Source organism: Actinoplanes sp. NPDC023714, assembly GCF_040639855.1.
In the GTDB taxonomy this organism is placed as follows: Bacteria; Actinomycetota; Actinomycetes; order Mycobacteriales; family Micromonosporaceae; genus Actinoplanes.
The window spans coordinates 306,310-330,842 of the sequence record NZ_JBFAAR010000010.1 but is presented as its reverse complement, the minus strand read 5'-3'; the positions used below and the strand labels follow the sequence as shown (position 1 = coordinate 330,842).

Sequence of the window (24,533 nt, the reverse complement as noted above, 5' to 3'; positions counted from 1 at the left end):
CCGTTACGAGGCAACGGTTACCGTCGCCTCAATCATGATCTGGCTCCGTGCGAAACCCGACCGGAGCCGACCATGATCCGTCAGATTCGCTCTAGGTCTAGACCTGGTGGGCGCCGGGCCGGCCGCTCTCCACCACGAAGGTGGCGTGCGTGTACTGCGGCGCGTCCCGGCGGGCGACCGTGGTGACCATCCGGGCCTCCATCCGCAGAGTGTCGCGGTCGATCCGGAAGCGCTGGTGGCCGCGCCGGTCGCCGTCGAAGAAGCGGATGTGCGGGTTGTATTCGATCATCGGGCCGTAGTAGGGGCCGTACGGCGTGCCGTCGCCGTTCGACGAGATCGAGGTGCCGACGAACTCGGTCGCCACCACCGGTGAGCCGGGCCGGTCGAAGTCGGCGTGGATGTCGTTCACGAACGTCGAGTGCCAGTCGCCGGTGAGCACGACCGGGTTGGACACCCGGTGGCCGGTCCAGGCCCGGGTGATCCGGTTGCGGGCGGCCGGGTAGCCGTCCCACGCGTCGTGCCAGAGCTTGTCGCCGGCGTCGCCGTCGTGGTCGAGCCGGGCCATCATGACGTTGCTGCCGAGCAGGTTCCACCGGGCGGACGAGGCGGCCAGCCCGGCCGAGAGCCACTTCTCCTGGTCGAAGCCGAGCATCGTGACGTCCGGGGCGTACTGGGCGTCGCAGGCGTCGCCCTCACCCCACGAGCAGGCCGGCCCGGTCCGGTACTGCCGGCCGTCCAGGATGTCGAGCTGGGCGAGCCGCCCCCAGTGCAGGCGGCGGTAGATCCGGGGCAGGCGGCGGACCGGCTGGTGCTCGTACCAGGCCTGGTAGGCGGCGGCGCGCAGGTCCGCGATGTCCGTCTCCTGGTACTGGCTGTGCGTCCCGGCGTAGTCGTTGACCACCTCGTGGTCGTCCCAGGTGACCGCGAACGGCACCCGGGCGTGCGCCGCCTGCAGATCGGGGTCGGACTTGTAGAGCGCGTACCGGATCCGCCACTGGTCGAGGGTCTTCGGCGCCGGCCGGGCGGTCTCCGGGACGGCGACGCCGCGGTACCCGCCGGTCGCGCCGATGCCGCCCTCGTAGACGTAGTCGCCGAGGTGCAGCACCAGGTCGACGTCGTCCCGGGCGATGTGCGCGTACGACGGGTAGTAGCCGTTGTCCCAGGACTGGCAGGAGACGACCGCGAGGTCGAGCCTCCCGCCCGGGCTGCGCCGGGCCGGGGCGGTCCGGGTGCGGCCGATCGGGGAGCGCTGGTCCCGGTACGCGAACCGGTAGAACCACTCGCCGTCCGGCGCGAGCCCGTCCACCTCGACGTGGACGCTGTGCGCGAGCTGCGGCAGCGCCCAGGCGAGGCCCTCCTTCACGACGTGCCGGAACCGTTCGTCCCGGGCCACCTGCCAGCGCACCGGCAGCGCCGTGGCGGGCAGCCCGCCGTCCGGCTCGTACGGCTCCGGCGCGAGCCGGGTCCAGAGCACCACCCCGGACGGGGTGGGGTCGCCGGAGGCCACGCCGAGGGTGAACGGGTACTTCCGGCCGGGCAGCGCCGGCGCCGCCGCGACGGTCTCGGCCGGCACCTGGGCGAGCGCCGCGGCACCGGCGACCGCTCCCGCGCCGGCCAGCAACCGGCGACGATCGATGTTCGAGGTCATGGACCAACGTGTATACGGCGGATCTGAACGCCCGCCCTACGCGCCGAGAACCGTGCGGAGCGTCTCGGTGATCTCGGTGGCGCAGCGGACCGTGCGGTCGCCGCGCGGCTGGAGGAGGCCGTCCTCGGCGGCCTCGTGCAGGGCGACCAGTTCCGCCGCGAGCACCGGCGGGACGGCCGCCGCCGTGAGCGCGCCGAGCCAGCCCTCGCGCGGGATGGTGACCACCTGGAGCTGCTTGCCGAGCCGCTCGCCGAGGGCCTCGGCGACCTGCCGTTCGGTGTACTCCGGCGCCTCCAGCACGACGATCTCGCTGGAGGCCGGCGGGCCGGTCAGCGCGCGGGCCGCCACGGCGCCGATGTCCCGGGTGGCGACCATCGGGATCGGCACGTCGGCGGAGGCGCCGAAGACCGGGTAGACGCCGACGCCGGTGGCCGCCTCGAGCACGGTCTCCACCTTCTCCTGGAAGTGCGGCGACCGGATCGCGGTGAGCGTCGTGCCGGTGTCGCGCAGACCGTTCTCCAGCTCGTGCAGCCACCGGATCGGGCCGGTGCCCCCGGCGAGGTCGGCGCCCCACGAGGAGAGCAGGACGGTGTGCGGCAGGCCGCTGTCCCGGACCGCGGCGACGATCGAGCCGGCGATCTCGCGGTGCGCCGCGCCGGTGAACGGCGGGACGGTCGGCAGCAGGACGAACGCGCCGTCGCAGCCGTCGAACGCCTTGGTGAGCGCGGCGGTGTCGGCGAGATCGGCCTCGCGCCGGCTGACGCTCCGGACCGGCGCGCCCTTCTCCCGCAGCGCGCGGATCGTCGCGCCTCCGACATGACCGGTGACGCCCGTGATCGCGTACATCTGAAGCTCCTCTGGTGTGAAGGTGCTTTCAGTCAATCCGCGAACGGTGAGACGATCCATGTTCGGGAGCCTCGGCCGCATGTCTGAGCGTCTACCATGCCGCCATGGACCCGCTCGGCGATCTCCTCGACGGGGTACGTGCCCACACCGCCGCCTTCTGCCAGGCCGTGCTCGATCCACCCTGGTCGCTGCGGATCTGCGACGAGGCGCCGCTCGGCCTCGCCGTCCCGCTGCGCGGCCACGCCTGGGTGGTGCCCGACGACGGCGAGCCGGTCCTGATCGAGGCCGGTGACGTGGCGGTCGTGCAGGGGCCCGCGCCGTACACGGTGGCCGATGCCGTCACGACCGAGCCGACCGTTTTCGTTCATCCGGGCAACCGGTTGGTCACGGCGGACGGCGAGGACATCACGATGCGGAAGCGGATCGGCGCGAGCACCAACGCCCTCGGTCTCGGCGGCGCCGGCTCGACCCTGCTGGCGAGCGGCGCCTACCAGGTGCGGAGCGTGGTCTCCGGCCGGCTGCTGGCCGCCCTGCCCACGGTGTTGCGGGTGCCGCGCGAGCAGGTCCAGTCGCCGATCATGGACCTGCTGCACGCCGAGGTGAACCGGGACGCGCCCGGCCAGCAGATCGTCCTCGACCGGCTGCTCGACCTCGCCCTGATCGCCACGCTGCGCGCCTGGTTCGCCCGGCCCGGCGGGGATCCGCCCGGGTGGTACCGCGCGCACGGCGACCCGGTCGTCGGCCGCGCGCTGCGCTTCGTGCACGAGGATCCGGCGCGGCCGTGGACGGTCGCCGGCCTCGCCGCGGTGACCGGGGTGTCCCGGGCCTCGTTCGCCCGGCGCTTCACCGATCTGGTCGGCCAGCCGCCGATGGCGTACCTGACCCAGTGGCGCCTCGACCTCGCCGCCGAGTCGCTGCGCGGCTCCGACGCGACGCTCAGCGCGATCGCGCGCCGGGTCGGCTATGCCAACGCGTTCGCGCTGACGGTTGCGTTCAAGCGGGTCAAGGGGACGACTCCGCAGCAGTTCCGGGCCGGTTGAGGGCGGCTTCCAGCCGCCTGACGTCCTCGTCGTCCTTCGGCCGCCTCGGCAACCCCGGGACCCAGACCGGCATCATCCGCTTGATCTCTTTCTGGGCGTACGGGTGGATGACCGCACAAGCGACCGCCCCGATCCGGCCGACCGGCCCGGCCAGCATCCCGTCCGGCCACCGCTCGCCGGCCCAGGGCCCACCGGCCACCACGACGTGCCGCTCCGCGTCGGTGGTGATCAGCGCGAAGCTCAGGTCGACGCCGTCGGAGACGAAGTCGAGCTGCCGGTCGTGCGGGGGTTCCGGCAGCAGCTCCCAGCCCCGCGCCGTCAGCTCGCCGGTGATCCGGCCGGCGTCGGCGGCCCAGGCGAACCAGTCGACGTCGCGGTGCGGCCGGGTCACGTGACCGAGGAAGAAGTCGACGGCCCACCCACCCCGCAGCCAGACCGGGATGCCGAGCCCGGCGACCTCGGCGATCGCGGCCAGCTGCCGTTCCGTGGCGGGGTCCGTTCGGTGCGTATTCATTGAGGAATCCTTCTCATGACGACACGCGGGGTGACCGGCATCACTGGTGGGAGCGTTCCCGCTGCCCCGCCGCGATCCCACCGCCGCGCGGCCGTCCGATGTGCTCGCCGGGACGGGGACATGCGCCAAGATACGGCGCTGCGGCGCGCAGATCGCGCGCCGGACGACACGGGGAGACGGTTTCGTGAACGGCTTCGACAGCCCCGGCCCAGCGCCCGGCGGCGGCGGCGCGGGCGGCGGCGCGGGCGGCGGCGTGGGCGCTGGTCGCGCAGGCGGCGGTGGCGCGGCGGGCTCGGGTGGCCCGGGCGGCGGTGGCGCGGCGGGCTCGGGCGGCTCGGGCGGCGGTGGCGCGGCGAGCTCGGGTGGCCCGGGCGGCGGTGGCGCGGCGGGCTCGGGCGGCGCGGGGGCGCGGCGGCCCACTCGGGCCGGGAATCTGCGGCTCACCCGGATGCCGCAGCGCCCGCCCTCGCGGACCGGACCGTCTTCGCCGGCGCCGGACTGGCTTTTGTCCGCGCAGCCGGAGGAGGGCGCGGCGGCCGGGGCGGCGCGCGGGTCGCGGAAGCGGGGGCGGGTGGTCACCGGGCTTCTCGCCACTCTGCTGGTGGTGGCCGGGGGCGCGGTCTACGCGTACACATCGGGCTGGGCGCGAGAAGGCACCCGGCCCTCGCCCTCGCAGGAGGGCGACCCGGTCGGAAGCGGGGATGCACCTCTGACCGGAAGTGTTCAGCCTGTTCCGGTGTCCTCGATGGATGTGGCGAGTGCGGAACCGCCCAGCTCTTCCTCGACGCCGAGCCTTTCCTCGTCGTCGGCGAGTCCCTCCTCGTCGCCTGCGGTCGCCGGGAAGGCCAATCCGCGCGGCGTCAACCTCGCACTGGGCGGCGTGGCCACCGCGTCGGCGGTCGAGGGCGATCCGTGGAAGGCCGGGAACGCGATCGACGGCGACGAGAGCACCCGCTGGTCGAGCGGCTTCTCCGACCCGCAGTGGATCACCGTCGATCTGAAGGAGCGGTGGCGGATCTCCGAGGTGACACTGCACTGGGAGGCGGCCTACGGGGTGGCCTATCGGGTCGACGCCTCGCTGGACGGCCGGAAGTGGACGGCGCTCTACGCGACGAAGACGGGCAAGGGCGGCAGCGTCACGGTGAGCGCGTCGGGTGAGATCGCACGATATATCCGGATGTATGGTACCGAGCGCAACAGTCGCTACGGCTTCTCCCTGCTGGAGTTCGCGATCCGTTGACGCGGCGTAACGGTTGACGGTTCAATTCTTGACAATTCGCCGCTTCGGGTGACGATGAGTGACGATCGCATGGCGGGTGGTCGATCCGGAAGACCTAGGTCACAAACCCGCTTGCCCCGGCACGCCCGTGATGACCGGATCGGTAGCGTTGCCCGCCATGCGAGCAACCACCGCAGTGATCGCCACAAGCGTGCTGCTGACTCTGGCCCTGACCGGCTGCGGCAGCAACGACGACAACGCCACCGCTCCCGGCGCCGCCACCGCGGCCTCCGTGGCGGACCTGTCCGGACTGGACGAGAGCACCGCGACCGCCTGCACCCTGGCGGAGAACGCGGTCCTCGGCAAGGCCGGCCACGACCTCGACCTGGAGTCCGCGAACCAGATCATCACGGCCGGCAAGACGGCCAAGAGCACGCTCGTCGCCACCCAGACCGGCGTTCTCGAGCTGAGCGTCCGCAAGGCCGAGGCCGCCGCCGGCAACCCGGACGAGCAGACCCTGACCGCGCAGGTCAGCACCGAGATCCTCAAGTTCCGTACGGTCTGCCAGGACGTCGACTCCCTGAAGGCGAGCATCCCGGAGGAGACCACCGGCGGTTCGGGCGCGAGCGCCGACCCGGACGAGCCGGTCGACCGCAGCGTGAACTGAGACCGTCCGGCAGCGGCGGCAATCTTCTACAGTTGCCGCCGTGAAACCCTTTGCATTCCGGCACGGAACCGGCAAGTGGCCCGCGGGCGAGACGCTCCTGCACGTCTATGCGATCCCCGACCTCGCGCGGAATCCCGAACTGGCGAAGCTGGCCCAGGGCTGCCGCGACGCGCTGGCGCCCTATCCGCTGACCATGGTGGAGGACCGCTGGCTGCACATGACGCTCATGCAGATCGCCGACAAGTTCGGCGCCCGCTACTCGGCGGCCGAGCGGGCCGAGCTGGCCGCCGCGCTCCGATCGGATCTCGCCGGGTTCGGCGCCTTCGACCTGACGATCGGGAGCTGTCTCGCGCAGAACACCGTCGTGATGTTCGACGTCCACCCCGACGAGCGGATCGGCGCCCTGGCGAAGCGGGTCCACGACACGGTCGGCCGGGTGCGCGGCGCGGGGGCGCTCGCCTACGACGCCGGCATCCCGCACATGACGATCGGCTATGCGAACGGCGAGGCCGACAACGCCGACATCCAGCGTGACCTGCGGCGGGTCCGGCCCGGTCACGCCGTCATGACGATCGCGGCCGTGCAGTTCGTGGAGGTGACCGTCGACGCCGACGCGAAGACCGTGACCTGGTCGCTGCTGGAGACGATCCCGCTCTAGTGCTCCGCGACGCAGAAGCGGTTTCCCTCGGTGTCGGTGAGCACCACGAACTCCGGCTCGCCCGGCCCCGCCCGGTGCGGCCAGTCCACCCGCCCGGCGCCGAGCCCGACGAGCCGCTCCACCTCGGCCTCCAGCCCGTCCGGGCCGGCCCGCAGGTCGAGGTGGATCCGGGGATACTCCTCGACCCGGCTCTCGCTCTGGTCCATCGCGATCGGGGCGCCCTCCACCCCGGCCGGCGGTTCGAGGACGATCCAGTCGTCGCCGTCCCACCGCGGCGCCCGCCGCACGTAGCCGAGCGCCCCGCTCCAGAATGCGGCGGCCCGCTCCGGTTCCCCGACTCCCAGCGAGATCTGCGCGATGAAGGCCATGCCCCCACCGTACGGAAGGAAGCCGTCAGAGCTTGAACCCGGCGACCAGGCCGTGCAGCTCGGCGCTGGTGCCGGCCAGGCTCTCGGCGTTGTGCTGCGCCCGGCCGGCGACGGTCGTGGTGGCGCCGACCGCGGTCGCCACCCCGGCGATGTTCGCGGCGATGGCCGCGCTGCTGTCCGCCACCTCGGCGACGTTGCGGCCCATCTCGCTGGTGGTGGCGGTCTGCTCCTCGACGGCCGCGGCGATCAGGGTCTGGAAGTCGCTGATCCGGGCGACCACGTCGCCGATCTCGCTGATCGCCCCGACCGCGTTGGACGAGTCGGCTTGGATGGCCTTGACCAGGCGGGCGATCTCGTCGGTGGCCCGGGCGGTCTCCTGGGACAGCTCCTTGACCTCGCCGGCCACCACGGCGAAGCCCTTGCCCAGTTCGCCGGCGCGGGCCGCCTCGATGGTGGCGTTCAGGGCGAGCAGGTTCGTCTGCTCGGCGATCGACGTGATCATGGCGACCACGTTGCCGATCTCGGTGGACGAGGCGCCCAGCTTGCCGACGGTGTGATTGGTCTGGTTCACCACGGTGACCGCCTCGCCGGCGACCCGGGCCGCTTCGCCGGCGTTGCGGGCGATCTCGTCGATCGCCTGGGTCATCTCCGAGCTGCCGGCCTGCAGGGTGTGCACGTTGCCGGAGACGTGCTCGGCCGCCGCCGCGACGGCGGCCGCCTGCGAGCCCATGTCGGTGCTGGCGCCGGCGATCTGGGCGGACACCTCGGAGAGCTCCCGGGAGGCGCCGGAGAGGGTGCCGGCGTGCCCGGCGATGGCGGACACCGTCTCGCGCAGGGACCCGGCCGTCTGGTTCAGCGCGTCGCCGAGGCGGCCGAGCTCGTCCCGGCGCCTCAGGTCGACGTGCGCGGTGAGGTCGCGGCCGGCCAGGCGTTTCAGGGCGACCACCACGGCGGTCAGCGGGCCGGTCACCGAACGCGTCACCCAGACGCCCATCAGCAGCGCCAGGACGATGGCGAGCGCCAGCGAGACGCCGAGCACCGCCGACGCGGTGCCGCGGACCCGCTCGACGTCGTCGCGCAGCGCACCGGCCCGGGCGTTCACCGATTCGTCCAGCTCCGCGGTGATGTCCAGGATCTTTCCGTACGCGTCCGAGGCCTCCCCGCCGTTGATGCTCGTCATCGCCTTGGCCCGGGACGCCCTGGTGTCCGCCGACAGCCACTGCATGACGGTGTCGTCCCAGGTGAAGAAGTCGTCCCAGGCCGTCTTCAGGCCGGCGAACGTGGCGCGCTCGGCCTCGGTCATGGCGGCCGTGCGGGTCGCGGTCAGACCGGCGTAGACGGCCTCCTTCGCCTTCAGCTCACCCTGCCGGTTGTAGCCCTCCGGGCCGGTCGCGTGCGCGTACCCGAAAGCACCCACGTCCGCGACGACCAGGCCCTGCCAGCCGGTGACGTCGGCAGCGGCGTACTCGGCCGCCTGGATGTCGTCGCGGACCTCCTCCAGCGCGGTGAGCCGGTCCTGCGCCGTCTCCTGCTGGCGCAGGCCCCACCAGCCGGTGCCGGCCGAGGCCACGAGCAGGACGCTCAGCACCAGGTAGGACGCCCCGAGACGCTTGCCGACGCTGACGTCGTAGATACGCATGGGCGGTCTTCCTGTGAGCGGCGATCCGGCCCGTGGCAACGGTGATCTCCATCAGTATTCCGGGAGACGGTCCTCAGCCGCAGGAGTTCAGCGCCGTCTGCAGCGCCGTCTTCTCGGAGGCCTGGAGTTTGAGCGCCCAGTAGTGCTTCACCGCGATCCACATGCGGGCGTAGGTGCATCGGTACGAGCTCACCGACGGCTGCCAGGTCGACGGGTCCTGGTCGCCCTTCGACTGGTTGACGTTGTCGGTCACGGCGATGAGCTGAGGTCGGGTCAGGTCGTTCGCGAAGCTCTGCCGCTTGCTGGTGGTCCACGCGCTGGCCCCGGAGCGCCACGCCTCGGCGAGCGGCACCACGTGGTCGATGTCGACGTCGGCCGCGGCGGTCCAGGTGGCGCCGTCGTAGGGGGAGTACCAGGAACCGGACGTCGCGGCGCAGGCCGAGCTCGTCACCACGCTGGAACCGTCCCGCTTGAGCACGGTCTCCCGGGTGTTGCAGGTGCCGCTGATCGTGATCCAGTGCGGGAACAGGTCGCGGTCGTAGGTGCTCGCGTTCGCCTCGGCGGCCACGGTCAGCGCGTTGAGGTAGGTCTGCGCGGTGGCCTTGCTCGGGATCCCGGAGGGCGCCGCCTCGGCCGGGGCGCCGAGGAACAGGCTGATCAGGATCGCCGCCAGGGTGGCGGGGACGAGGGGGCGGGGGGACAGGCGCATGGTGGCTCCCATCGATACGGTGCCCGTGTCGGACACGCATAGATCTACGGGAGCCGGGCGTCACAAGATGTCGATGAACGTGAATTTCTTGTGTCCGGACGAGAAAGAACGGCGGATAGCATTCCGGCCGTGATGGGAATGCACGTGGGGAATGCGGCGGCGATGTGGGCCTCGAAGGGCCCGGATTCCGTGCGCGGGGACGACTATCTGCTGGCCGAGCACGACACCGGGGCGCGCGTGATCCTCGTGGGCGGGGCGGCGCGCGCGGCGGAGGTGCTGGCGCTCGCGCCGCGGCGGACGCTGATCGTGGAGGATGCCTTCGGCATCCTGGGGGCGCACGAGCCGGGGACCCTGCGCATGCCGATCATGGTGCGGCGGCCTGGGCGGGTGGTTGCGGCGGCTTCGAGGGTACGGGTGGAAGAGGTCCGCGACGAGGCCGGGCTGGCCGCCGCGGAACGCGTGATCGTCGACGGTTTCCCGCTTCCCGCCCATCAGCCGTGGCGGCGGGGCGGGGCGATGCCGGCGGACGTGCTCGGGCGGCCCGGCTGGCGGGTGTGGCTGGGCCGGTGCGACGGCGACGGTGAGCCGGCGGCGGCCGCCTACACGTTCGACGACGGTACGGCCGTCGGTGTCTACTGGCTGGCGACGCTGCCGGAGCACCGTTCGAAGGGGGCCGGCCGCGCGGTGCTCACCACGGCGCTCGCCGCGGCGCCGGACCGGCACTTCACGCTGATCGCCACCGAGGCCGGGCTGCCGCTGTACGAGTCGGCCGGCTTCGCGGTCGCCGGCACCTCGGTGTGGCACACCCGGCCACCGCTGGAGGGATGACGCGGAAAGAGATCGGCCGGGTGGCTCACGCGAGGACGCGGAGCGCGGCCACCGCGACCGGCGCGATGCTGGTGACGGCGAATCCGGCCGCTGCCGAGGAGGATGCGGCGGCGGTGAGGAGGGTGGCGGTAACGGTGGGAGAGCCGGCTGCCGAGACGGTCGTGGGGGAGACGGCGACGCCGTGGTCGGTGTGGCGGAGGGCCGCCGTGCTGCCGGCCGTGCCGAGCACGACCGCGGCCGCCACGGCCGCGCCGCGGAGGCGCCAGCCGGCCGCGAGGGAGCCGGCCGTGGAGGCGAGGGTGGCGGGCTGGGTCTGCGGGAAACGGATCGCGATGTCGGTCATGGGAACAACGATCGGCCCCGCTCTTGGCCCTGGCCCATGAAGGATCTGTGGGCCTCCTGTGTGAGCGAGGCCCCTCAGCCGGCCGGCTCGATCTGCGGCGCAGGCACGCCCGGCTCGTCCTCGGCCGGCTCCGGGCGCTTCTCGTCGTCCTGCCGGTTCTCGTCGCTGTTGCGGACATCCTGGAGGTCGATCGGGCGCTCGATGTCCGGCTGCTGCTGCGGTTCGCTCGCGGTCATACCGGGAGGCATACCCAGCGGAGACCCGAACTCACTTCCTCTGGTTGATCCGGATCATGTTGCCGGCCGGGTCGCGGAAGGCGCAGTCGCGGACACCGTACGGCTGGTCGATCGGCTCCTGGAGCACCTCGCCGCCGGCGGCCCGGACCTTCTCGAACGTGGCGTCCACGTCCTCGGTGGTGAGCAGCACCGAGCGGAGCAGGCCCTTGGCGAGCAGCTCGGCCATCGTGGCGCGGTCGGCGGGGGAGGCGCTCGGGTCGGCGAGCGGGGGTTCGAGGACGACCTCGACGTCCGGCTGGTCGGGGGCGCCGAGGGTGATCCAGCGCATGCCCTCGAAGCCGACGTCCTTGCGGACCTCCAGGCCCAGGGCGTCGCGGTAGAAGGTGAGCGCCTTGTCGTGGTCGTCGACGGCGATGAACGCGGTGGCAATCCTGACTGTCATGCGGACCACGCTACGGACGGGCGGCCCGGCCGGCTTCTCCGTTCCTGACCGGTCTCGTGTAAATCTTGGCGTAGCAGGCCGGGATGGCCGCGCCGGCCCGATGGTCGCGGGCCCGGTACGCGCTCGGGCTCTCCCCGACGAGCTCGGTGAACCGGGAGCTGAACGAGCCGAGCGACGTACAGCCGACGGCGAAGCAGACCTCGGTCACCGACAGGTCGCCGCGCCGCAGCAACGCCTTGGCGCGCTCGATCCGGCGGGTCATCAGGTAGCTGTACGGCGTCTCGCCGAACGCGGCCCGGAAGCTGCGGGAGAAGTGACCGGCCGACATGCAGGCGTCGCGGGCCAGCGCCGGGACGTCGAGCGGCTCCGCGTAGTCGCGGTCCATCCGGTCCCGGGCCCGGCGCAGGCGCACCAGGTCGTCGAGGGTCACGCGCCCACCATCGCACAGGGTGGCCCCGGGACGCTTCCCCCCGTACCCGGAATCAAGCGCAGGCGATCAGCCTGCCTGGACCCTCACGAGACCCGGATGGAAGGTTCGCCAGCACCCCTTGCCGGCCCGCTTCGCCGCATACATCGCGATGTCGGCGTCGCGCAGGAGCGTCTCGATGTCGGCGTCGGCGCCCGCGGTGGCCGCCCCGATGCTCGCGTTCGCCTTCGCCATCGCGCCGTCGCCCACCTCGATCGCGCCCTCCATCGACAGCAGGATGCGGCGCGCCGTGTGCTCGGCCGCGGTCTCGTCGCAGTCGCGCAGCAGCACCGCGAACTCGTCGCCGCCGAGCCGGGCCACCAGATCGCCGGCCCGCACCGACTCGGTGAGCTTGCGGGACACGCCGACCAGCAGGGCGTCGCCGGCCGGATGACCGAGCGTGTCGTTCACCGCCTTGAAGCCGTCCAGATCGATCAGCAGCAGCGAGATGGTCCCCGGCTCGTGGTCGTCGAGGGCCGCGGTCATCTCCTCCTGGAGGTGGGTGCGGTTCGCGAGGCCGGTGAGGCCGTCGGTGTTCGCCTGGTGGCGCAGCCGGGTCTCGTGCTCGCGCAGCTCGGCCAGGGTGTGGTCGAGCTCGGAGATCAGCCGGGTGTTGTCGTGGAACGCCACGAGCTGCCGGCCGGCCACCAGCGCGATGATCACGCCGAGGCCCGCGATGACGCCCCAGAGCTTGCCCTCGTCGCCGCGCTCGAAGGACTGGCTGGAGCTGACGATGAAGACGAGCGCGCCGAAGACGATCGCGATCGAGCCGTAGGGGAGCAGACTGTAGGGCTTGCGCCGCTTCGCGCCGAACGCCGTCTCGTCGAACCGGGCGATGATCTCCTGGGTGCGCGGGCCCGCCGCGATGAGCAGGCTGGGCAGGAAGCGCACGGCGAAGACGTACGCGGGGAGCTCCTCGACGCTGCCCGGCGCCAGGAAGAAGCCGACGCTGTTCACCCCGGCCGACAGGATCATCGGCAGGACCGCGGCCCGGTGCATCGGGGCGTTGCCGCTGAGGCTCATCTTGGCGGACGCGAACGCAGCGGTCAGGATCACGGCGCCGGCCGCGAGGGTGGCGATCAGGTCGCCGGTCGTGCCCTCGGTGTCGGCGGCGAAGCACCAGGCCACCACCGCGCCGCCGACCAGCACGGTCGCCGAGTCGAGCCAGAAGGCGAGCCGTTCCCGGCCGGAGCGGGACGGGTGCGGGTGGGCCAGCATGGCGAGGATCAGGATGCCGAGGCCGGCCGCGAAGCAGGTGCTCTGCACGGCGCCGCCGTTGGTGAGGCCGCCGGTGCCGCCGAGCAGCACGGTGAGCGTCTGGGTGGTGTCGCCGACGACGAACAGCACGCCGCAGGCGGTCAGGACGCGCCAGAACCGCCGGATCGGACCGGTCGCGACCCGGGAGACCCGCCAGGACGAGTACGCCAGCAGCAGGTCGAGCGGCACCTGGAAGGCCCAGTAGATCCGGACCTGCGCGTCGGTGTGCCCGGACAGCGTGAAGAGGAGGATCACCGCGAGGATGGTCCACCAGCCGGCCGCGGTGAGCAGGGGATCCTGACGCAGGGCAGGCGCGATGATCTCGCGACGCCGCTCCGCGGCCTTGGTTGACCTACTCACGCATGCGTTATCGGCCGTACCGCCGTGAGCATGAGGAAAGACGGATGTGTACAGACGTACATAGCGTATGTACGATCGTACGCATGTCCACCGCCACCCGCATCGCGCCCCCTCGTGAGGCGCGCCTGGCCCGCATGGCCGTCGCCCTGGTGTTCCTGACCAACGGCGCCCTGTACGCCAACGTCGTACCCCGGTTCCCGCAGCTCAAGGCGGAACTGGGCCTCACCAACGCCGCCCTCGGCTCGGCCATCGCCGCGATGCCGCTCGGCGCCCTCCTCGCGGGTCTGTTCGCCGCCACGGTGATCCGCCGGTTCCGCTCGGCGCGGGTGGCGTCGATCGGCATCGTGCTCCTCGCGGCCCTGGTCTTCCTGCTCGCCTTCGCGCCGAACGTGTGGGCGCTCGGCGCGGTCTTCTTCGTGGCCGGCGCGCTCGACGCGATCATCGACGTGGCGCAGAACGCGCACGGCCTGCGGGTGCAGCGGGTCTACGGGCGGTCGATCCTCAACTCGCTGCACGGGCTGTGGAGCGTCGGGGCGGTGCTCGGCGGCCTGATGGGGTCGGCGGCGGCCGGGCTGGCGCTGTCGTTGCCGCTGCACCTGGGGATCTCGGCGGTCGTCTTCTCCCTCGTCGCGATCTTCGCCTTCAGGTTCATGCTGCCGGGGCCGGACGGCGGCGTCACCGAGACAGCGGGTGGTTCGGGAACGAAACGGGCGTACAGCGCGCACGCCGTCAAGATCCTCGCGGTGCTCGGCGTGCTGGCCGCCTGCGGCGCGCTCGTCGAGGACGCCGGCTCCTCGTGGGGCGCCCTCTATCTGCGCAACGAGCTGCTGACCAGCGCCGCCGTGGCCGGCCTCGCGTTCGTGGCGCTGCAGGTCGCGATGACCTTCGGGCGGCTCACCGGCGACCGGGTCGTCGACCGGTTCGGCCAGCGGGCCGTGGTCCGGGCCGGTGGCGCGCTCGCGGCGGCCGGCATGGGCCTCGCCCTCGCGTTCCCGTCGGTGACCACCACGCTGATCGGGTTCGCCTGCGCCGGCCTCGGGACGGCCACCCTGGTCCCGGCCGCGATGCACAGCGCCGACGCGCTGCCGGGGCTCCCGGAGGGCGTCGGGCTGACCGTCTCGAGCTGGCTGCTGCGCGCCGGCTTCCTGCTCTCGGCGCCGCTCGTCGGTGCGGTCGCCGACCTCTCCAGCCTGCGCGTCGCCCTGCTCACGGTGGTGGTGGCGGGCGTTCTCACGGTGGTCTGCGCCAGGGTGCTGCCGCGCCGAGATTGACGGCGGGCGATCGAGTGCCTAACTTACGAGTGGGTTACGTAAGTTTCGCGCTCCTCCCCACCGAAGGAGTTCCGTTGAGAAAGGCAATCCTCGCCGCGCTCACCACGGCGGCGATCCTGGCGCCCCTCGGCCCGCCCGCGTTCGCCCACGGCTCCGCCGATTCGCTGCGGGAGGCCGCCCCCCGATACTTGCGGATCGGTTCCGCGGTAGCGGGCGGCGGCCACCACGTCGACCAGCCCTATCCCGACCCGTTCCCCAACGACAGGCAGTACCGCCGCGTCCTCGCCCGGGAGTTCTCCTCGGTCTCCCCGGAGAACCAGATGAAGTGGGAGTTCATCCATCCGGCTCGTCACGAGTACAACTTCGGGCCGGCCGACGCGATCGTGGCGTTCGCCCGGAAGAACGGCCAGGCCGTCCGGGGGCACACCCTGCTCTGGCACAGCCAGAACCCGGCGTGGCTGCAGGAGGGCACGTTCACGAAGGCCGAACTCCGGAAGATCCTGAAGGACCACATCTTCACCGTCGTCGGCCGGTACCGCGGCAAGATCCAGCAGTGGGACGTCGCCAACGAGATCCTCAACGAGAACGGGGAGTACCGGCAGGAGAACATCTTCATCCGGGAGCTCGGCCCGGGGATCGTCGCGGACGCGTTCCGGTGGGCCCACCAGGCCGACCCGCACGCACAGCTGTTCCTCAACGACTACGGCGTCGAGTGGCCCGGAGTGAAGGTGGACGCCTACGCGACGCTGGCCCAGCAGCTGCTCGCCCAGCGGGTGCCGCTGCACGGGTTCGCCTCGCAGGCGCACCTGAGCATGCGGTACGGCGCGCCCGACCAGCTGGCCGGCGTGCTCCAGCGCTTCGACGACCTCGGCCTGAAGACGGCGATCACCGAGCTCGACGTCCGGATGGACCTGCCCGCCTCCGGGGTCCCGACCGCGGAGCAGCTCGCCACCCAGGCCACGTACTACAAGACCGCGCTGGACGCCTGCCTCGCGGTCGACGGCTGCAACTCGTTCACCATCTGGGGCTTCACCGACAAGTACTCGTGGGTGCCGGTGTTCTTCCCGTCCGAGGGCGCCGCGACGGTGATGTGGGACGACTTCGGCAAGAAGCCCGCGTACTTCGCGCTGAAGAAGACCCTGGCCGAGGCGCCCCGCCGCCGCTGACGTTCCGCGATCTTGAGCGATCCTCCGCCGCGCCGGTTTTTTCTGCCGCGCTGGTGGAGGATCGCTCAGATCCGAGCGAGGTACGCGTTACGGTACGGACGTGATGCTGGGACCGGACGAGACGCCCGCGGAATCGTGGCGTGAGCAGACCTGGGACGCATTCACCGCGTCGGTGCTGACCGAGGCCGGCATCCCGGAGGGGCGGCCGATCCTGGTCGCCGTCGACGGTCGCGGGGGCGGCGGCAAGACCACCCTGGCCGAGCAGCTGCTGCGCCGCGTACCGGGGTCGGCGATCGTGCACACCGACGACGTGGCCTGGTGGCACTCCCGGTTCGGCTGGTCCGACCTGATGGCCGACGGGATCCTCAAGCCGCTGCACGCCGGCGAGGCCGTGCACTACCGCCCGCCCGCGTGGGAGGAGCGCGGCCGCGACGGCCACATCGAGGTGCCGGCCGGGTGCCCGGTCGTGTTCGTCGAGGGCGTCGGCGCATCCCGCAAGGACCTCGCCGAATACTTCGACGTGGCGGTCTGGGTGCAGTCCGACTTCGTCGAGGCGGAACGCAGGGGCATCACCCGCGACATCCGGCTGCACGGTCACGACGAGGAGGTCGCGAAGCGCGAGTGGGACGAGTGGATGGCCGAGGAGATCCCGTTCCTCAGCGAGGACCGCCCGTGGGAGCGGGCCGCCTTCCTCGTCCTCGGCACCGGCGACGGAGCTCCCGGGACGGTGAGCACGTCGAAGCGGGCATGAAGCGGTGCGCTAGCGTTTCGACCCATGTCGATGTTCGTCAGCTACTGCCAGTACGGGGTGTACACCGGCGACGGCGGCGACGGCCTTCCGATCTACACCGTCGGCGACGAGCTTCTGCACGTCGGCGGCCCGGCGGAGTGCACCGGCTTCACCGGCGTGCACACCGGCGAGATCGACATCCGGATCGTGGTGTCCGAGGCCGAGCCGCCGCTGATGAGCGACGACGACTGGGATGCCGCGAGCGAGACCACCCTCTGGTCGGCGGACGGCCGGGTCACCGTGCTGGGGCTGATGGCCGGTCCGCGCGAGGGACTCACCGGCGTGCCCCTGCCGAGGCCCGGGCTGGCGAGGGTACGGATCTACGCCCGCAACCGCATCCACGAGTCCGTCCGCACCGACGAGGATCCGCCGGAGCAGCACGAGGTGCACATCTGGCCGGCGACCGAGGAGCAGGGCCTGCGCACCCTCTTCGACGACGGCTCCCGGGGCCCGTGGCCGCGGAGGACGGCCGAGGCGGCGGTGTGGGCGATGGAGAAGCTGCTGGCCGGCCCTCCCGCGGGACCGGACGCCGACCGGGTGACTGTCGTCCGGAACATCACGCCGCCCTGGGCGCCGCCCCCGGCGATCTCCGCGGGGAACCTGGAGATCCGCCTCGAACCGGCCGGCGACGGGTATGCGTTCGCGTGGCACCCGCAGGCGTCGGACTCCCGGCCCGATGACGCCACCGGCCACGTACGGATCGATGGTCTGACCTTGAGGCACGAGAACGTGGCCGCTCACCAGGCCGTGCTGCTGGGCCTGATCTGGGACCATCTGCTGGAGTCGCCGCCGGGCCGGGAACCCGCCTGGGAGGCGCCGATGCGGGCGCGGATCGCCGCCGAGTCCCGGCGTGCTGAGGAACGGCGCCGGGAGAGGGCGGCGCGGGAGGCGGCCGCGTGGGGTGGGAGCCCGCCCACCGAGCGGTTGCGCGGGCTGCGCGCCCGGGCGAGGAGCCTGGCCGAGCTGGACCGCCCGCTGCTCGACGGCCTGGTCGCCCTGCCACCGGACCGCCGGCGCGCCGTCGCGAACTGGGCCGCCCGCCGGGCCCTGGAGTCGGCCGGCCTCGATCGGGTCGGCTGGATCGCGGAGGCCCTCGCCACGGTGGAGGCCGGCGAACCGCTGCCCGCCTCCCTCGCCGATGACGGCTTCGGCCGCCTGCTCGACGATCCGCGGGTACCGCAGACGCTGCTCGACACCGGCGGCCACACCCGCATCCTGCACCAGGCCGTGGCGTTCCCGGCGCTGCTCGCCCTCGACGAGGAGGACGACCTCGCGGCGGCGGTCGAGGCCCTCTACATAGCGGCCCAGGCGTCCGGCGCCCGTTTCCGGACCTTCCTCGCGGACGCCCGCGCCCAGTTGTGAGCGCGGCTGTGAGTGCGGTTGTGATCGCGCCGGTGAGTGCGGCTTCGAGCGGGTCGGTGAGCGGGGTGGCTGTGGGCGCGGCTCTGAGCGGGGCTGTGATCGCGGCTGTGGGCGCGGCGGTGAGTGCCATGGTCAGAGCGTCCGGGCCGTGAGGGCGCCGGGCGACGTCGTGGCGGTGAGAGTGCCGGGCGACGTCGTGGCGGTGATGTCGCCGTGCGACGTCGTGGCCTTGATGGTGACCGCGGCGGTGCCGTCGTTCCGCAGGGCGTTCGCGACCCTGCCGTAGCCGGTGCCCGCGTCCAGAGCCGCCGATACCCCCGCCGCCGTGACGACCGCGATGTCACCGGACTGCGTGGTCAGCACCAGGTCGCCGCGCACCGCCTCGGCGATCCGGATGTCGCCCCGGGCCGTGGTGATCTCGGCCGGGCCGGTCAGCCGGCCCACCTCCACGTCACCGTCCAGGGCGGACAGCCGGACACCGGACGCCTCGTCGATCTTCGCCTGCCGGTGGGCGCCGTCGAACACGACCTCGCCGAGCCGGCCCACGCCGCGCAGCTCGGTCCCGGCCGACGCGCCCTCGACCCGGGAACCGGCCGGCAGCTGAACGGTGACCTCGACCGAACCGGGCCCGAAGAGCTGGTTGCGGGCGTTCGGGGTGCTGACCCGCAGCACGCCGTCCGCGTAGGAGACCGTCGTCTGCTCGGAGGCCCGCACGTCGCGGCTCTTACCCGGATCGGCCGGCCGGACATCGACGGTGGTGTCCGCCCGATCGGCGGCGATCAGCTGGATCCGCCCGGCCGGGATCTCGAGCACGGTGGCGATCGGGGCGGGGGTGGCGAAGCTCTGCATGGTGGCCTCCTGAGCCGGTCCGTTGTTTCCGATGTAGGAAAAGCTACGTTGCTTTCCATATTACGGCAACAAGCGGATTGCAACTATCGGATATACTCCCAGCTCAGGAGGTCTAAACTGTTGCAATGGGGTGGAGGTTCAATGCAACGCTTCAGGCCGCTACGCAGAATTCGTTGCCCTCGGGGTCGGACATGACGATGTGGTGGCCGTCGACAGTGGTGAGGATCCGGCCGCCCGCCGCTTCCAGTTGGGCGGATTTCGCGCGGATGCGCTGCCAGGCGTCGTCGCCCTTGCCGACGCGGACGTCGATGTGCAGGCGGTTCTTCGCGGTCTTCGGCTCGGGGACGTCGAGGAAGCAGAGCCTCGGCCCTGCCCCGGCCGGGTCGCGCAGCCAGGCGCCGCCGCCCTCGTCGTCGTCCGGCTCGCCGAAGGAGGCGGCCCACTCCGCCCGCGTCGCGAACGGCGCGGGCGGCGGCTCGTCCTCGTAGTCGAGCGCCAGCTTCCAGAACTCGGCCAGCGCCTCGGCGTTCACCGTGTCGAAGGTCAGATCCACTCGTATGCCCATGCCCGCATGCTGCCACCCGGGTCCGACAAAAAAGGGTGACGGCATCCCCGGGGCCGGCGCCGTCGTGCGCCGGGGGAACGGACCGTCAGGTGTCGGCACGGACGGGACGGGCCGATTCGTCCCGGACGGGCGTCATTCTTCGTACGAATATGGTCAGATCTGCCCGTGGTTGGGCGGAAGGACGTCCGAGAGCTCGAATGCGGCGATATGCGTGTATTTCCAGTCGAGCGGATCGTGGATGCTGTGGGTGCGCGCGTTGCGCCAGTGCCGGTCGAGATCCCACTTCGCGGCGGCGGCGCTGGTGCCGCACATGACGAAGAGCTCGGAGCCGGCCTCGACCGCGACCTCGCTGGCGAAGGCCTTCGCGGCGGCTACCGTGAGTGACCCCTGGGCGGCCTCCTCGGGAGACGACGGGATCAGGCCGATCTCCTCGAGCGTGCCGGCGGCCGACGCCAGCAGCGCCTCGGCGGCACGCACCCGGCTGGCCAGGCGGCCGTAGCGGTAGCGCACGTTCGGATCCTCGGCGGCGCTGCCGTGACCCGCGCGGACGGCCTCCGACGAGGGGCGGGCCGTGGAGCGGAGATAGGAGCGGGCGTCCCGCAGGGCCGCGCCGGCGATGCCCGCCTCGATGGCGGTGTGCACGAGCTGGGCCCGCGCGCCGAGCTGCTGCGGAACCTCGTAGGCCGAGGCGTAGTCGATCACCAGGGACACCGGGACGTCACGGAAGGTGGCCGTTCCGCTGATCGTGGCGCGCTGGCCGATCACGTCCCAGTCGGTGTCGACGGTGACGCCCCCGGCCGTCCGCGGCACGAAGGCCAGCACCAGGCGGCCGTTCTCGTCGAGCGCGCTCACGGCGATCCAGGCGCTGGTCAGGGCGCCCGTCGTGTAGAACTTGACGCCGTTCAGCAGGCCGCCGGAGACGCGCGTCCTCAGATCCTGCGCGTGCTTGCCGCCCCGCTCGGCCAGGCCGTTGCCGAGCCGGCGGCCGGCCAGGACGTCGCCGAAGAGCCGCTCGCGCGCCTCGGCGGTCCCGTGCACGGCCAGGATGTCGACCATCAGGAAGTGGCCCTGCGGCACCTGCGCGATCGCCGGGTCGGCGGCGGCCAGGATCCGGGTGACCTCGGCGAGCGTGCGCGGGCCGAGGCCGGGACCGCCGTCGGCGACCGGGATCGTGATGCCGAGCAGGCCGGAGCCGTCGAGGGCGGCCAGGGCCTCGGCCGGGATCACCGTGGCGCCGTCGCGATCGCGCTGGGCCGCGCCGGGCTCGAGCTCGGCGGCGAGCCGGTGAGCGGTGCTGACTGCTACTTCGTGGGTGAGCATCCGGTGATCTTAGGAAGGCTTCCTCAAGTCGCCGGTGGCCGGGACCGATCACCAGCAGACCGGACCGGCGGAGGAGGACCACTTGCACACCTGGACCACGCGTGTGCCACCGGCGCGCCGGGTGCCGGTCGCCTACGTCGCGCTCGGCGTCCTCTACGTCGCGGCGATGCTCGGCCTGGCCGGCTCGTCGGCGCTGCCGGAGTCCTTCACCGCGGCCGAGGCGGCCCGGTTCGGATTCGGCCTGTTCGGCGTGTTCGCGGCCGTCCGCGCGGCCCGGCTCCCGCACCTGCCGCGCCGGCTGCGGCAGGCCTGGGCCGCGGTCGCCGGCTGCTTCGCCGTGCTGGTCGTCAGCGTCCCGGCGCTGCTCGTGATCGGCACCTCGGACACCGCCGACGACGTCATCCACATGGTGTTCGTGGTGGCGCTGCTGATCGCCCTCCAGCTCTTCCCGCTCGCCCGGACCAGCCGCCGGGACCGGCTCAAGACCGCCGTCGACGCGCTGACCGTGCTGGTCGGCGGCTCGATGGTGCTCTGGTACACCGCCTTCGACCCGCTGCTGCAGAGTGGCCGGCTCACCGTCGACATGACCGTGAGCGCCGTGCTCTACCCGATCGGCGACCTCGCGCTGCTGTTCAGCGTCTCCCGCGCCCTGCTGCGCGGCGCCGACGACACCGCCCGCCGGCCGTTGCAGCTGCTCACCGCGGGCACGCTGGTGCTCTTCCTGGGCGACGCGGTGAACGGCTACCTCGACGCGCACGACCTCATGCTCGACTCCACCTGGCCGTTCTACTGGTGGATCACGACGGACGCGCTGCTCGCCGCGGCGGCCGTGGAGCAGAGCCGGCCCGCCGTGCCGCGGGCGGTGCGCTCCGGCTTCCGGATCGGCCGGTTCCTGCCGTTCGTCGCGGTCGTGGTGGCGCACGCGCTGATGTTCGAGGCGGCCGTGAAGTCCGGGGACTTCTCGCCCTGGGGCGGCCTCGCCCTCGGCGGCGCGGCGCTCAGCGCGCTCGTGCTGTACCGGCAGACGCTGGCGCAGCGGGAGTCGGACGAGCAGGCGCTCACCGACCCGCTGACCGGGCTGGCGAACCGGGCGCGGTTCCGGGCGACGTCGCACCGGAGCCTCACGCGCGGCACGACAGCGATCCTGGTGATCGACATGAACAGCTTCAAGGAGATCAACGACACCCTCGGGCACCAGGCCGGCGACCTCGTCCTGGTCGAGTTCGCCGAGGTGCTGCGGCGGTGCGTGCCCTCCTCCGGCCTGCCGTGCCGGCTGGGCGGCGACGAGTTCGCGGTGGTGCTCTCCGATCTGGCGTCACCGCGGCATGCGTACGAGGTCGCCGGCCGGATCGCCGCCGAGCTGGGCCCGGTGGCCGTGGACGGCAAGCTGATCACACTGGCCGCGAGCATCGGCGTCGCGGTGTCGGCGGCCGGCGAGCTGCACCACGACGAGCTGGTGCACCGGGCCGACCTGGCGATGTACAAGGCGAAGGGTCTCGGCCCGGAGACCCGCTGGGCGGTCTGGCAGGAGGCGCTCGAAACAGCCGCCTGAAAAAGCGTTGTCGCGCGGGTGGCGGCGCATCCACTGGGTTGGACTCCCCGGTCCGCACATCCCCAGTGGAAGGATCCCCATGAGATCAAGGCGTGCCTTGGCTCTGGGGGGCGGCATCACCGTCCCCCTCGTCATCCTCGGCATCTCGATGATCCCGGCCGGCGCCGCCGTCGCGCCCGTCGCGAACGGCGTCTACACCCTCGCGGCGGGCGCCAGCGGCAAGTGCGTCGACGTGGCCGGCGCGTCGGCCGAGAACGCGGCGCTCCTCGTCCAGCTCGCCTGCGGCACCACCGCGACGAACCAGCAGTGGAAGGCGGTGCCGCAGGCGAACGGGCAGTTCAACCTCGCCAACGGCAACAGCGGCCGGTGCGTCGACGTCCCCAGCGCCTCGACGGTGTCCGGCACCCAGCTCCAGCAGTACGGGTGCGGCGACGGCCTCAAGACGAACCAGCTGTGGACGTTCAGCGCGTCCGGCGCGGCGTCCGGCAAGTATCTGATCAAGAGCGTCGCGACCGGCCTGTGCATCAGCGACAAGGACGGCTCGACGGCGGGCAACAACCCGATCGTGCAGGAGACGTGCTCGGACATCTCCCGCATGCAGTGGTCGTTCAACCACATCTCTGGCCCGACGGCACCGCCGGCCACGACCCCGCCCGCCGGGACCGGCCGGCAGATGGAGGATCTCGACCGCGGCCTGATCAGCGTCCGCTCCGGCAGCGCGAACCTGGTCTCCTGGCGCCTGCTCGGCACCGAGGCACAGTCGACGGGGTTCAACGTCTACCGGGGTACGACGAAGGTCAACGCCACGCCGATCACGAACTCCACGAACTACCTGGACGCCGGCGCGGCGGCGAACGCCACCTACACGGTGCGCGCCGTCGTCGGCGGCACCGAGCAGGCCGCGTCGGCCACCTCGCTGACCTTCGGCAACGGCTACCTCGACGTCCCGCTGAGCGTCCCGGCCGGCGGCACCACCCCGTCCGGTGAGGCGTACACCTACGCGGCGAACGACGCCTCGGTGGGCGACCTGGACGGCGACGGCGACTACGAGATCGTGCTGAAGTGGGACCCGTCCAACGCCAAGGACAACTCCCAGTCCGGATACACCGGCAACGTCCTGGTCGACGCGTACACCCTGCAGGGGCAGCGGCTGTGGCGCATCGACCTGGGCCGCAACATCCGGGCCGGCGCCCACTACACCCAGTTCCAGGTCTACGACTACGACGGCGACGGCCGGGCCGAGGTCGCCATGAAGACCGCCGACGGCACCCGGTCCGGCACCGGCGTGGTGATCGGCTCGTCGAGCGCCGACCACCGCAACTCCTCCGGATACGTGCTGTCCGGCCCGGAGTACCTGACCATGTTCGACGGCCGGACCGGCGCGGCGCTCTCCACCGTGAACTACACCCCGGCCCGCGGCACCGTGTCGAGCTGGGGTGACAGCTACGGCAACCGGGTCGACCGCTTCCTGGCCGGCACGGCCTACCTGGACGGCAGCCGGCCGTCGCTGATCATGGCGCGCGGCTACTACACCCGGGCCGTCGTCGCCGCCTGGGACTTCCGCAACGGCACGCTGACCAGCCGCTGGACCTACGACTCCGGGAACGGCAACACCGGCGCCTACGGGCAGGGCAACCACCAGCTCTCCATCGCCGACCTGGACGGGGACGGGAAGGACGAGATCGCGTACGGCGCGGCCGCGATCAACGACAACGGCACCCTGATGTGGCGCAGCGGCCTCGGCCACGGCGACGCCCTGCACGTCGGCGACCTGATCCCGGCCCGGGCCGGCATCGAGGTCTACCGGCCGTCGGAGAGCACCACGCAGCCGACCGACGCGATGCTCGACGGCCGGACCGGCGCGGTCATCTGGTCGCACCCGGCCTGCGGCTGCGACAACGGCCGGGCGGTGGCCGGCGACGTCTACGCCGGCAGCGCGGGCGCCGAGGCCTGGTCATCGTCGGTCTCCGGGCTGTCCAGCACGTCCGGCGCCAACGTCGGCCGCAAGCCGTCCTCGACCAACTTCCTGGCCTGGTGGGACGCCGACCCGGTCCGCGAGCTCGTCGACGCCACCCGGGTCGACAAGTACGGCACGAGCGGCGACACCCGCCTGCTGACCGCCTCCGGGGTGGCCTCCAACAACAGCACGAAGCAGACCCCGGCGCTCTCCGGCGACATCCTCGGCGACTGGCGTGAGGAGATCATCTGGCGGACGTCGGACTCGTCGGCGCTGCGCGTCTACAGCACCCCCACGGTCACCGACCGCCGCATCCACACGCTCGTGCACGACGCGCAATATCGCGTGGCGATCGCCTGGCAGAACACCGCCTACAACCAGCCGCCGCACCCGAGCTTCTTCCTCGGCAACGGCATGAGCACCCCGGCGCAGCCGAACATCCACGTTCGCTGACCGGGGAG

25 protein-coding genes are annotated in these 24,533 nt (G+C 72.3%); 11 read left to right on the top strand and 14 right to left on the bottom strand.

The annotated features are described in order from the left end of the window. Positions 1 to 97 precede the first annotated feature (97 nt). Both AB0G10_RS35210 and AB0G10_RS35205 read right to left on the bottom strand, forming a co-directional pair. The gene (locus AB0G10_RS35210) at positions 98 to 1,648 is read right to left on the bottom strand and encodes an alkaline phosphatase D family protein (RefSeq protein ID WP_360931910.1); all 1,551 of its coding nucleotides are present in this window, start codon (positions 1,646 to 1,648) and stop codon (positions 98 to 100) included. A gap of 36 nt (positions 1,649 to 1,684) precedes the next feature. Beyond that, positions 1,685 to 2,494: an NmrA family NAD(P)-binding protein gene (locus tag AB0G10_RS35205; RefSeq protein ID WP_360931907.1), complete on the bottom strand. Its 810-nt coding sequence runs from the start codon at positions 2,492 to 2,494 to the stop codon at positions 1,685 to 1,687. Between the two features lie 104 nt (positions 2,495 to 2,598). Between AB0G10_RS35205 and AB0G10_RS35200 the strand changes: the two genes are divergently transcribed. Further along, positions 2,599 to 3,534, top strand: a complete 936-nt coding sequence (locus AB0G10_RS35200; RefSeq protein ID WP_360931905.1) for an AraC family transcriptional regulator — start codon at positions 2,599 to 2,601, stop codon at positions 3,532 to 3,534. Here the strand turns inward: AB0G10_RS35200 and AB0G10_RS35195 are convergent. Next, a complete protein-coding gene (locus AB0G10_RS35195; protein ID WP_360931902.1) occupies positions 3,497 to 4,048 on the bottom strand; it encodes an aminoglycoside adenylyltransferase in 552 nt (183 codons plus the stop codon). The genes AB0G10_RS35200 and AB0G10_RS35195 overlap by 38 nt on opposite strands. Positions 4,049 to 4,232: 184 nt before the next feature. Here AB0G10_RS35195 and AB0G10_RS35190 point away from each other — a divergent pair, with 184 nt between their 5' ends. The 3 genes from AB0G10_RS35190 (at position 4,233) to AB0G10_RS35180 (ending at position 6,592) form a co-directional block, all read left to right on the top strand. Beyond that, complete coding sequence (locus AB0G10_RS35190; protein ID WP_360931899.1) at positions 4,233 to 5,288, top strand: discoidin domain-containing protein; 1,056 nt, start codon at positions 4,233 to 4,235, stop codon at positions 5,286 to 5,288. Between the two features lie 157 nt (positions 5,289 to 5,445). Then, positions 5,446 to 5,934, top strand: a complete 489-nt coding sequence (locus AB0G10_RS35185; protein WP_360931896.1) for a hypothetical protein — start codon at positions 5,446 to 5,448, stop codon at positions 5,932 to 5,934. A 40-nt stretch (positions 5,935 to 5,974) separates the two neighbouring features. Further along, positions 5,975 to 6,592: a 2'-5' RNA ligase family protein gene (locus tag AB0G10_RS35180; protein ID WP_360931893.1), complete on the top strand. Its 618-nt coding sequence runs from the start codon at positions 5,975 to 5,977 to the stop codon at positions 6,590 to 6,592. Here AB0G10_RS35180 and AB0G10_RS35175 read toward each other — a convergent pair. From AB0G10_RS35175 to AB0G10_RS35165, 3 genes are all read right to left on the bottom strand, one after another. Next, positions 6,589 to 6,960: a VOC family protein gene (locus tag AB0G10_RS35175; protein ID WP_360931890.1), complete on the bottom strand. Its 372-nt coding sequence runs from the start codon at positions 6,958 to 6,960 to the stop codon at positions 6,589 to 6,591. The genes AB0G10_RS35180 and AB0G10_RS35175 overlap by 4 nt on opposite strands. A gap of 25 nt (positions 6,961 to 6,985) precedes the next feature. Beyond that, positions 6,986 to 8,599 (bottom strand): methyl-accepting chemotaxis protein, encoded by a 1,614-nt coding sequence (locus tag AB0G10_RS35170; RefSeq protein WP_360931887.1) that lies wholly within the window; start codon positions 8,597 to 8,599, stop codon positions 6,986 to 6,988. A 73-nt stretch (positions 8,600 to 8,672) separates the two neighbouring features. Continuing rightward, positions 8,673 to 9,308 carry an HNH endonuclease family protein gene (locus AB0G10_RS35165; protein WP_360931884.1) on the bottom strand — a complete coding sequence of 212 codons (636 nt, stop codon included), beginning with the start codon at positions 9,306 to 9,308 and terminating at the stop codon, positions 8,673 to 8,675. 132 nt (positions 9,309 to 9,440) lie between these two features. On the opposite strand from AB0G10_RS35165, the gene AB0G10_RS35160 reads away from it, so the two are divergent. Further along, a complete protein-coding gene (locus tag AB0G10_RS35160) occupies positions 9,441 to 10,136 on the top strand; it encodes a GNAT family N-acetyltransferase (RefSeq protein WP_360931943.1) in 696 nt (231 codons plus the stop codon). Positions 10,137 to 10,161: 25 nt separating this feature from the next. Here the strand turns inward: AB0G10_RS35160 and AB0G10_RS35155 are convergent, their stop codons facing one another. The 5 genes from AB0G10_RS35155 to AB0G10_RS35135 all read right to left on the bottom strand — a co-directional run bounded on the left by AB0G10_RS35155 (position 10,162) and on the right by AB0G10_RS35135 (position 13,240). Then, the gene (locus tag AB0G10_RS35155) at positions 10,162 to 10,479 is read right to left on the bottom strand and encodes a hypothetical protein (protein ID WP_360931881.1); all 318 of its coding nucleotides are present in this window, start codon (positions 10,477 to 10,479) and stop codon (positions 10,162 to 10,164) included. A gap of 74 nt (positions 10,480 to 10,553) precedes the next feature. Beyond that, positions 10,554 to 10,715 carry a hypothetical protein gene (locus tag AB0G10_RS35150; protein ID WP_360931878.1) on the bottom strand — a complete coding sequence of 54 codons (162 nt, stop codon included), beginning with the start codon at positions 10,713 to 10,715 and terminating at the stop codon, positions 10,554 to 10,556. A gap of 31 nt (positions 10,716 to 10,746) precedes the next feature. Then, positions 10,747 to 11,157, bottom strand: a complete 411-nt coding sequence (locus AB0G10_RS35145) for a VOC family protein (RefSeq protein ID WP_360931876.1) — start codon at positions 11,155 to 11,157, stop codon at positions 10,747 to 10,749. Positions 11,158 to 11,167: 10 nt separating this feature from the next. Beyond that, positions 11,168 to 11,587 (bottom strand): helix-turn-helix transcriptional regulator, encoded by a 420-nt coding sequence (locus tag AB0G10_RS35140; protein WP_360931874.1) that lies wholly within the window; start codon positions 11,585 to 11,587, stop codon positions 11,168 to 11,170. Positions 11,588 to 11,653: 66 nt separating this feature from the next. Continuing rightward, complete coding sequence (locus tag AB0G10_RS35135) at positions 11,654 to 13,240, bottom strand: GGDEF domain-containing protein (RefSeq protein WP_360931872.1); 1,587 nt, start codon at positions 13,238 to 13,240, stop codon at positions 11,654 to 11,656. An 83-nt stretch (positions 13,241 to 13,323) separates the two neighbouring features. Between AB0G10_RS35135 and AB0G10_RS35130 the strand changes: the two genes are divergently transcribed. The 4 genes from AB0G10_RS35130 to AB0G10_RS35115 all read left to right on the top strand — a co-directional run bounded on the left by AB0G10_RS35130 (position 13,324) and on the right by AB0G10_RS35115 (position 17,829). Beyond that, a complete protein-coding gene (locus tag AB0G10_RS35130; protein WP_360931869.1) occupies positions 13,324 to 14,511 on the top strand; it encodes an MFS transporter in 1,188 nt (395 codons plus the stop codon). Positions 14,512 to 14,585: 74 nt separating this feature from the next. After that, on the top strand, positions 14,586 to 15,677 hold the full coding sequence (locus AB0G10_RS35125) for an endo-1,4-beta-xylanase (protein ID WP_360931866.1): 1,092 nt from the start codon (positions 14,586 to 14,588) through the stop codon (positions 15,675 to 15,677). 103 nt (positions 15,678 to 15,780) lie between these two features. Continuing rightward, positions 15,781 to 16,428, top strand: a complete 648-nt coding sequence (locus tag AB0G10_RS35120; RefSeq protein ID WP_360931940.1) for a hypothetical protein — start codon at positions 15,781 to 15,783, stop codon at positions 16,426 to 16,428. Between the two features lie 24 nt (positions 16,429 to 16,452). After that, entirely contained in the window at positions 16,453 to 17,829 is a 1,377-nt protein-coding gene (locus AB0G10_RS35115) for a hypothetical protein (RefSeq protein ID WP_360931863.1), read from the top strand. A gap of 132 nt (positions 17,830 to 17,961) precedes the next feature. Here the strand turns inward: AB0G10_RS35115 and AB0G10_RS35110 are convergent, their stop codons facing one another. The 3 genes from AB0G10_RS35110 to AB0G10_RS35100 all read right to left on the bottom strand — a co-directional run bounded on the left by AB0G10_RS35110 (position 17,962) and on the right by AB0G10_RS35100 (position 20,563). Continuing rightward, positions 17,962 to 18,678, bottom strand: coding sequence for a DUF4097 family beta strand repeat-containing protein (locus tag AB0G10_RS35110; RefSeq protein WP_360931860.1), 717 nt, complete (start codon positions 18,676 to 18,678; stop codon positions 17,962 to 17,964). 151 nt (positions 18,679 to 18,829) lie between these two features. Continuing rightward, positions 18,830 to 19,243, bottom strand: coding sequence for a VOC family protein (locus tag AB0G10_RS35105; RefSeq protein ID WP_360931857.1), 414 nt, complete (start codon positions 19,241 to 19,243; stop codon positions 18,830 to 18,832). Positions 19,244 to 19,396: 153 nt separating this feature from the next. Then, positions 19,397 to 20,563, bottom strand: coding sequence for an acyl-CoA dehydrogenase family protein (locus tag AB0G10_RS35100; protein WP_360931854.1), 1,167 nt, complete (start codon positions 20,561 to 20,563; stop codon positions 19,397 to 19,399). Between the two features lie 82 nt (positions 20,564 to 20,645). Between AB0G10_RS35100 and AB0G10_RS35095 the strand changes: the two genes are divergently transcribed. Together AB0G10_RS35095 and AB0G10_RS35090 are read left to right on the top strand one after the other, a co-directional pair. Then, positions 20,646 to 22,115: a GGDEF domain-containing protein gene (locus tag AB0G10_RS35095; protein ID WP_360931851.1), complete on the top strand. Its 1,470-nt coding sequence runs from the start codon at positions 20,646 to 20,648 to the stop codon at positions 22,113 to 22,115. 97 nt (positions 22,116 to 22,212) lie between these two features. After that, positions 22,213 to 24,525, top strand: a complete 2,313-nt coding sequence (locus tag AB0G10_RS35090; protein WP_360931848.1) for an RICIN domain-containing protein — start codon at positions 22,213 to 22,215, stop codon at positions 24,523 to 24,525. Positions 24,526 to 24,533: the final 8 nt, after the last annotated feature.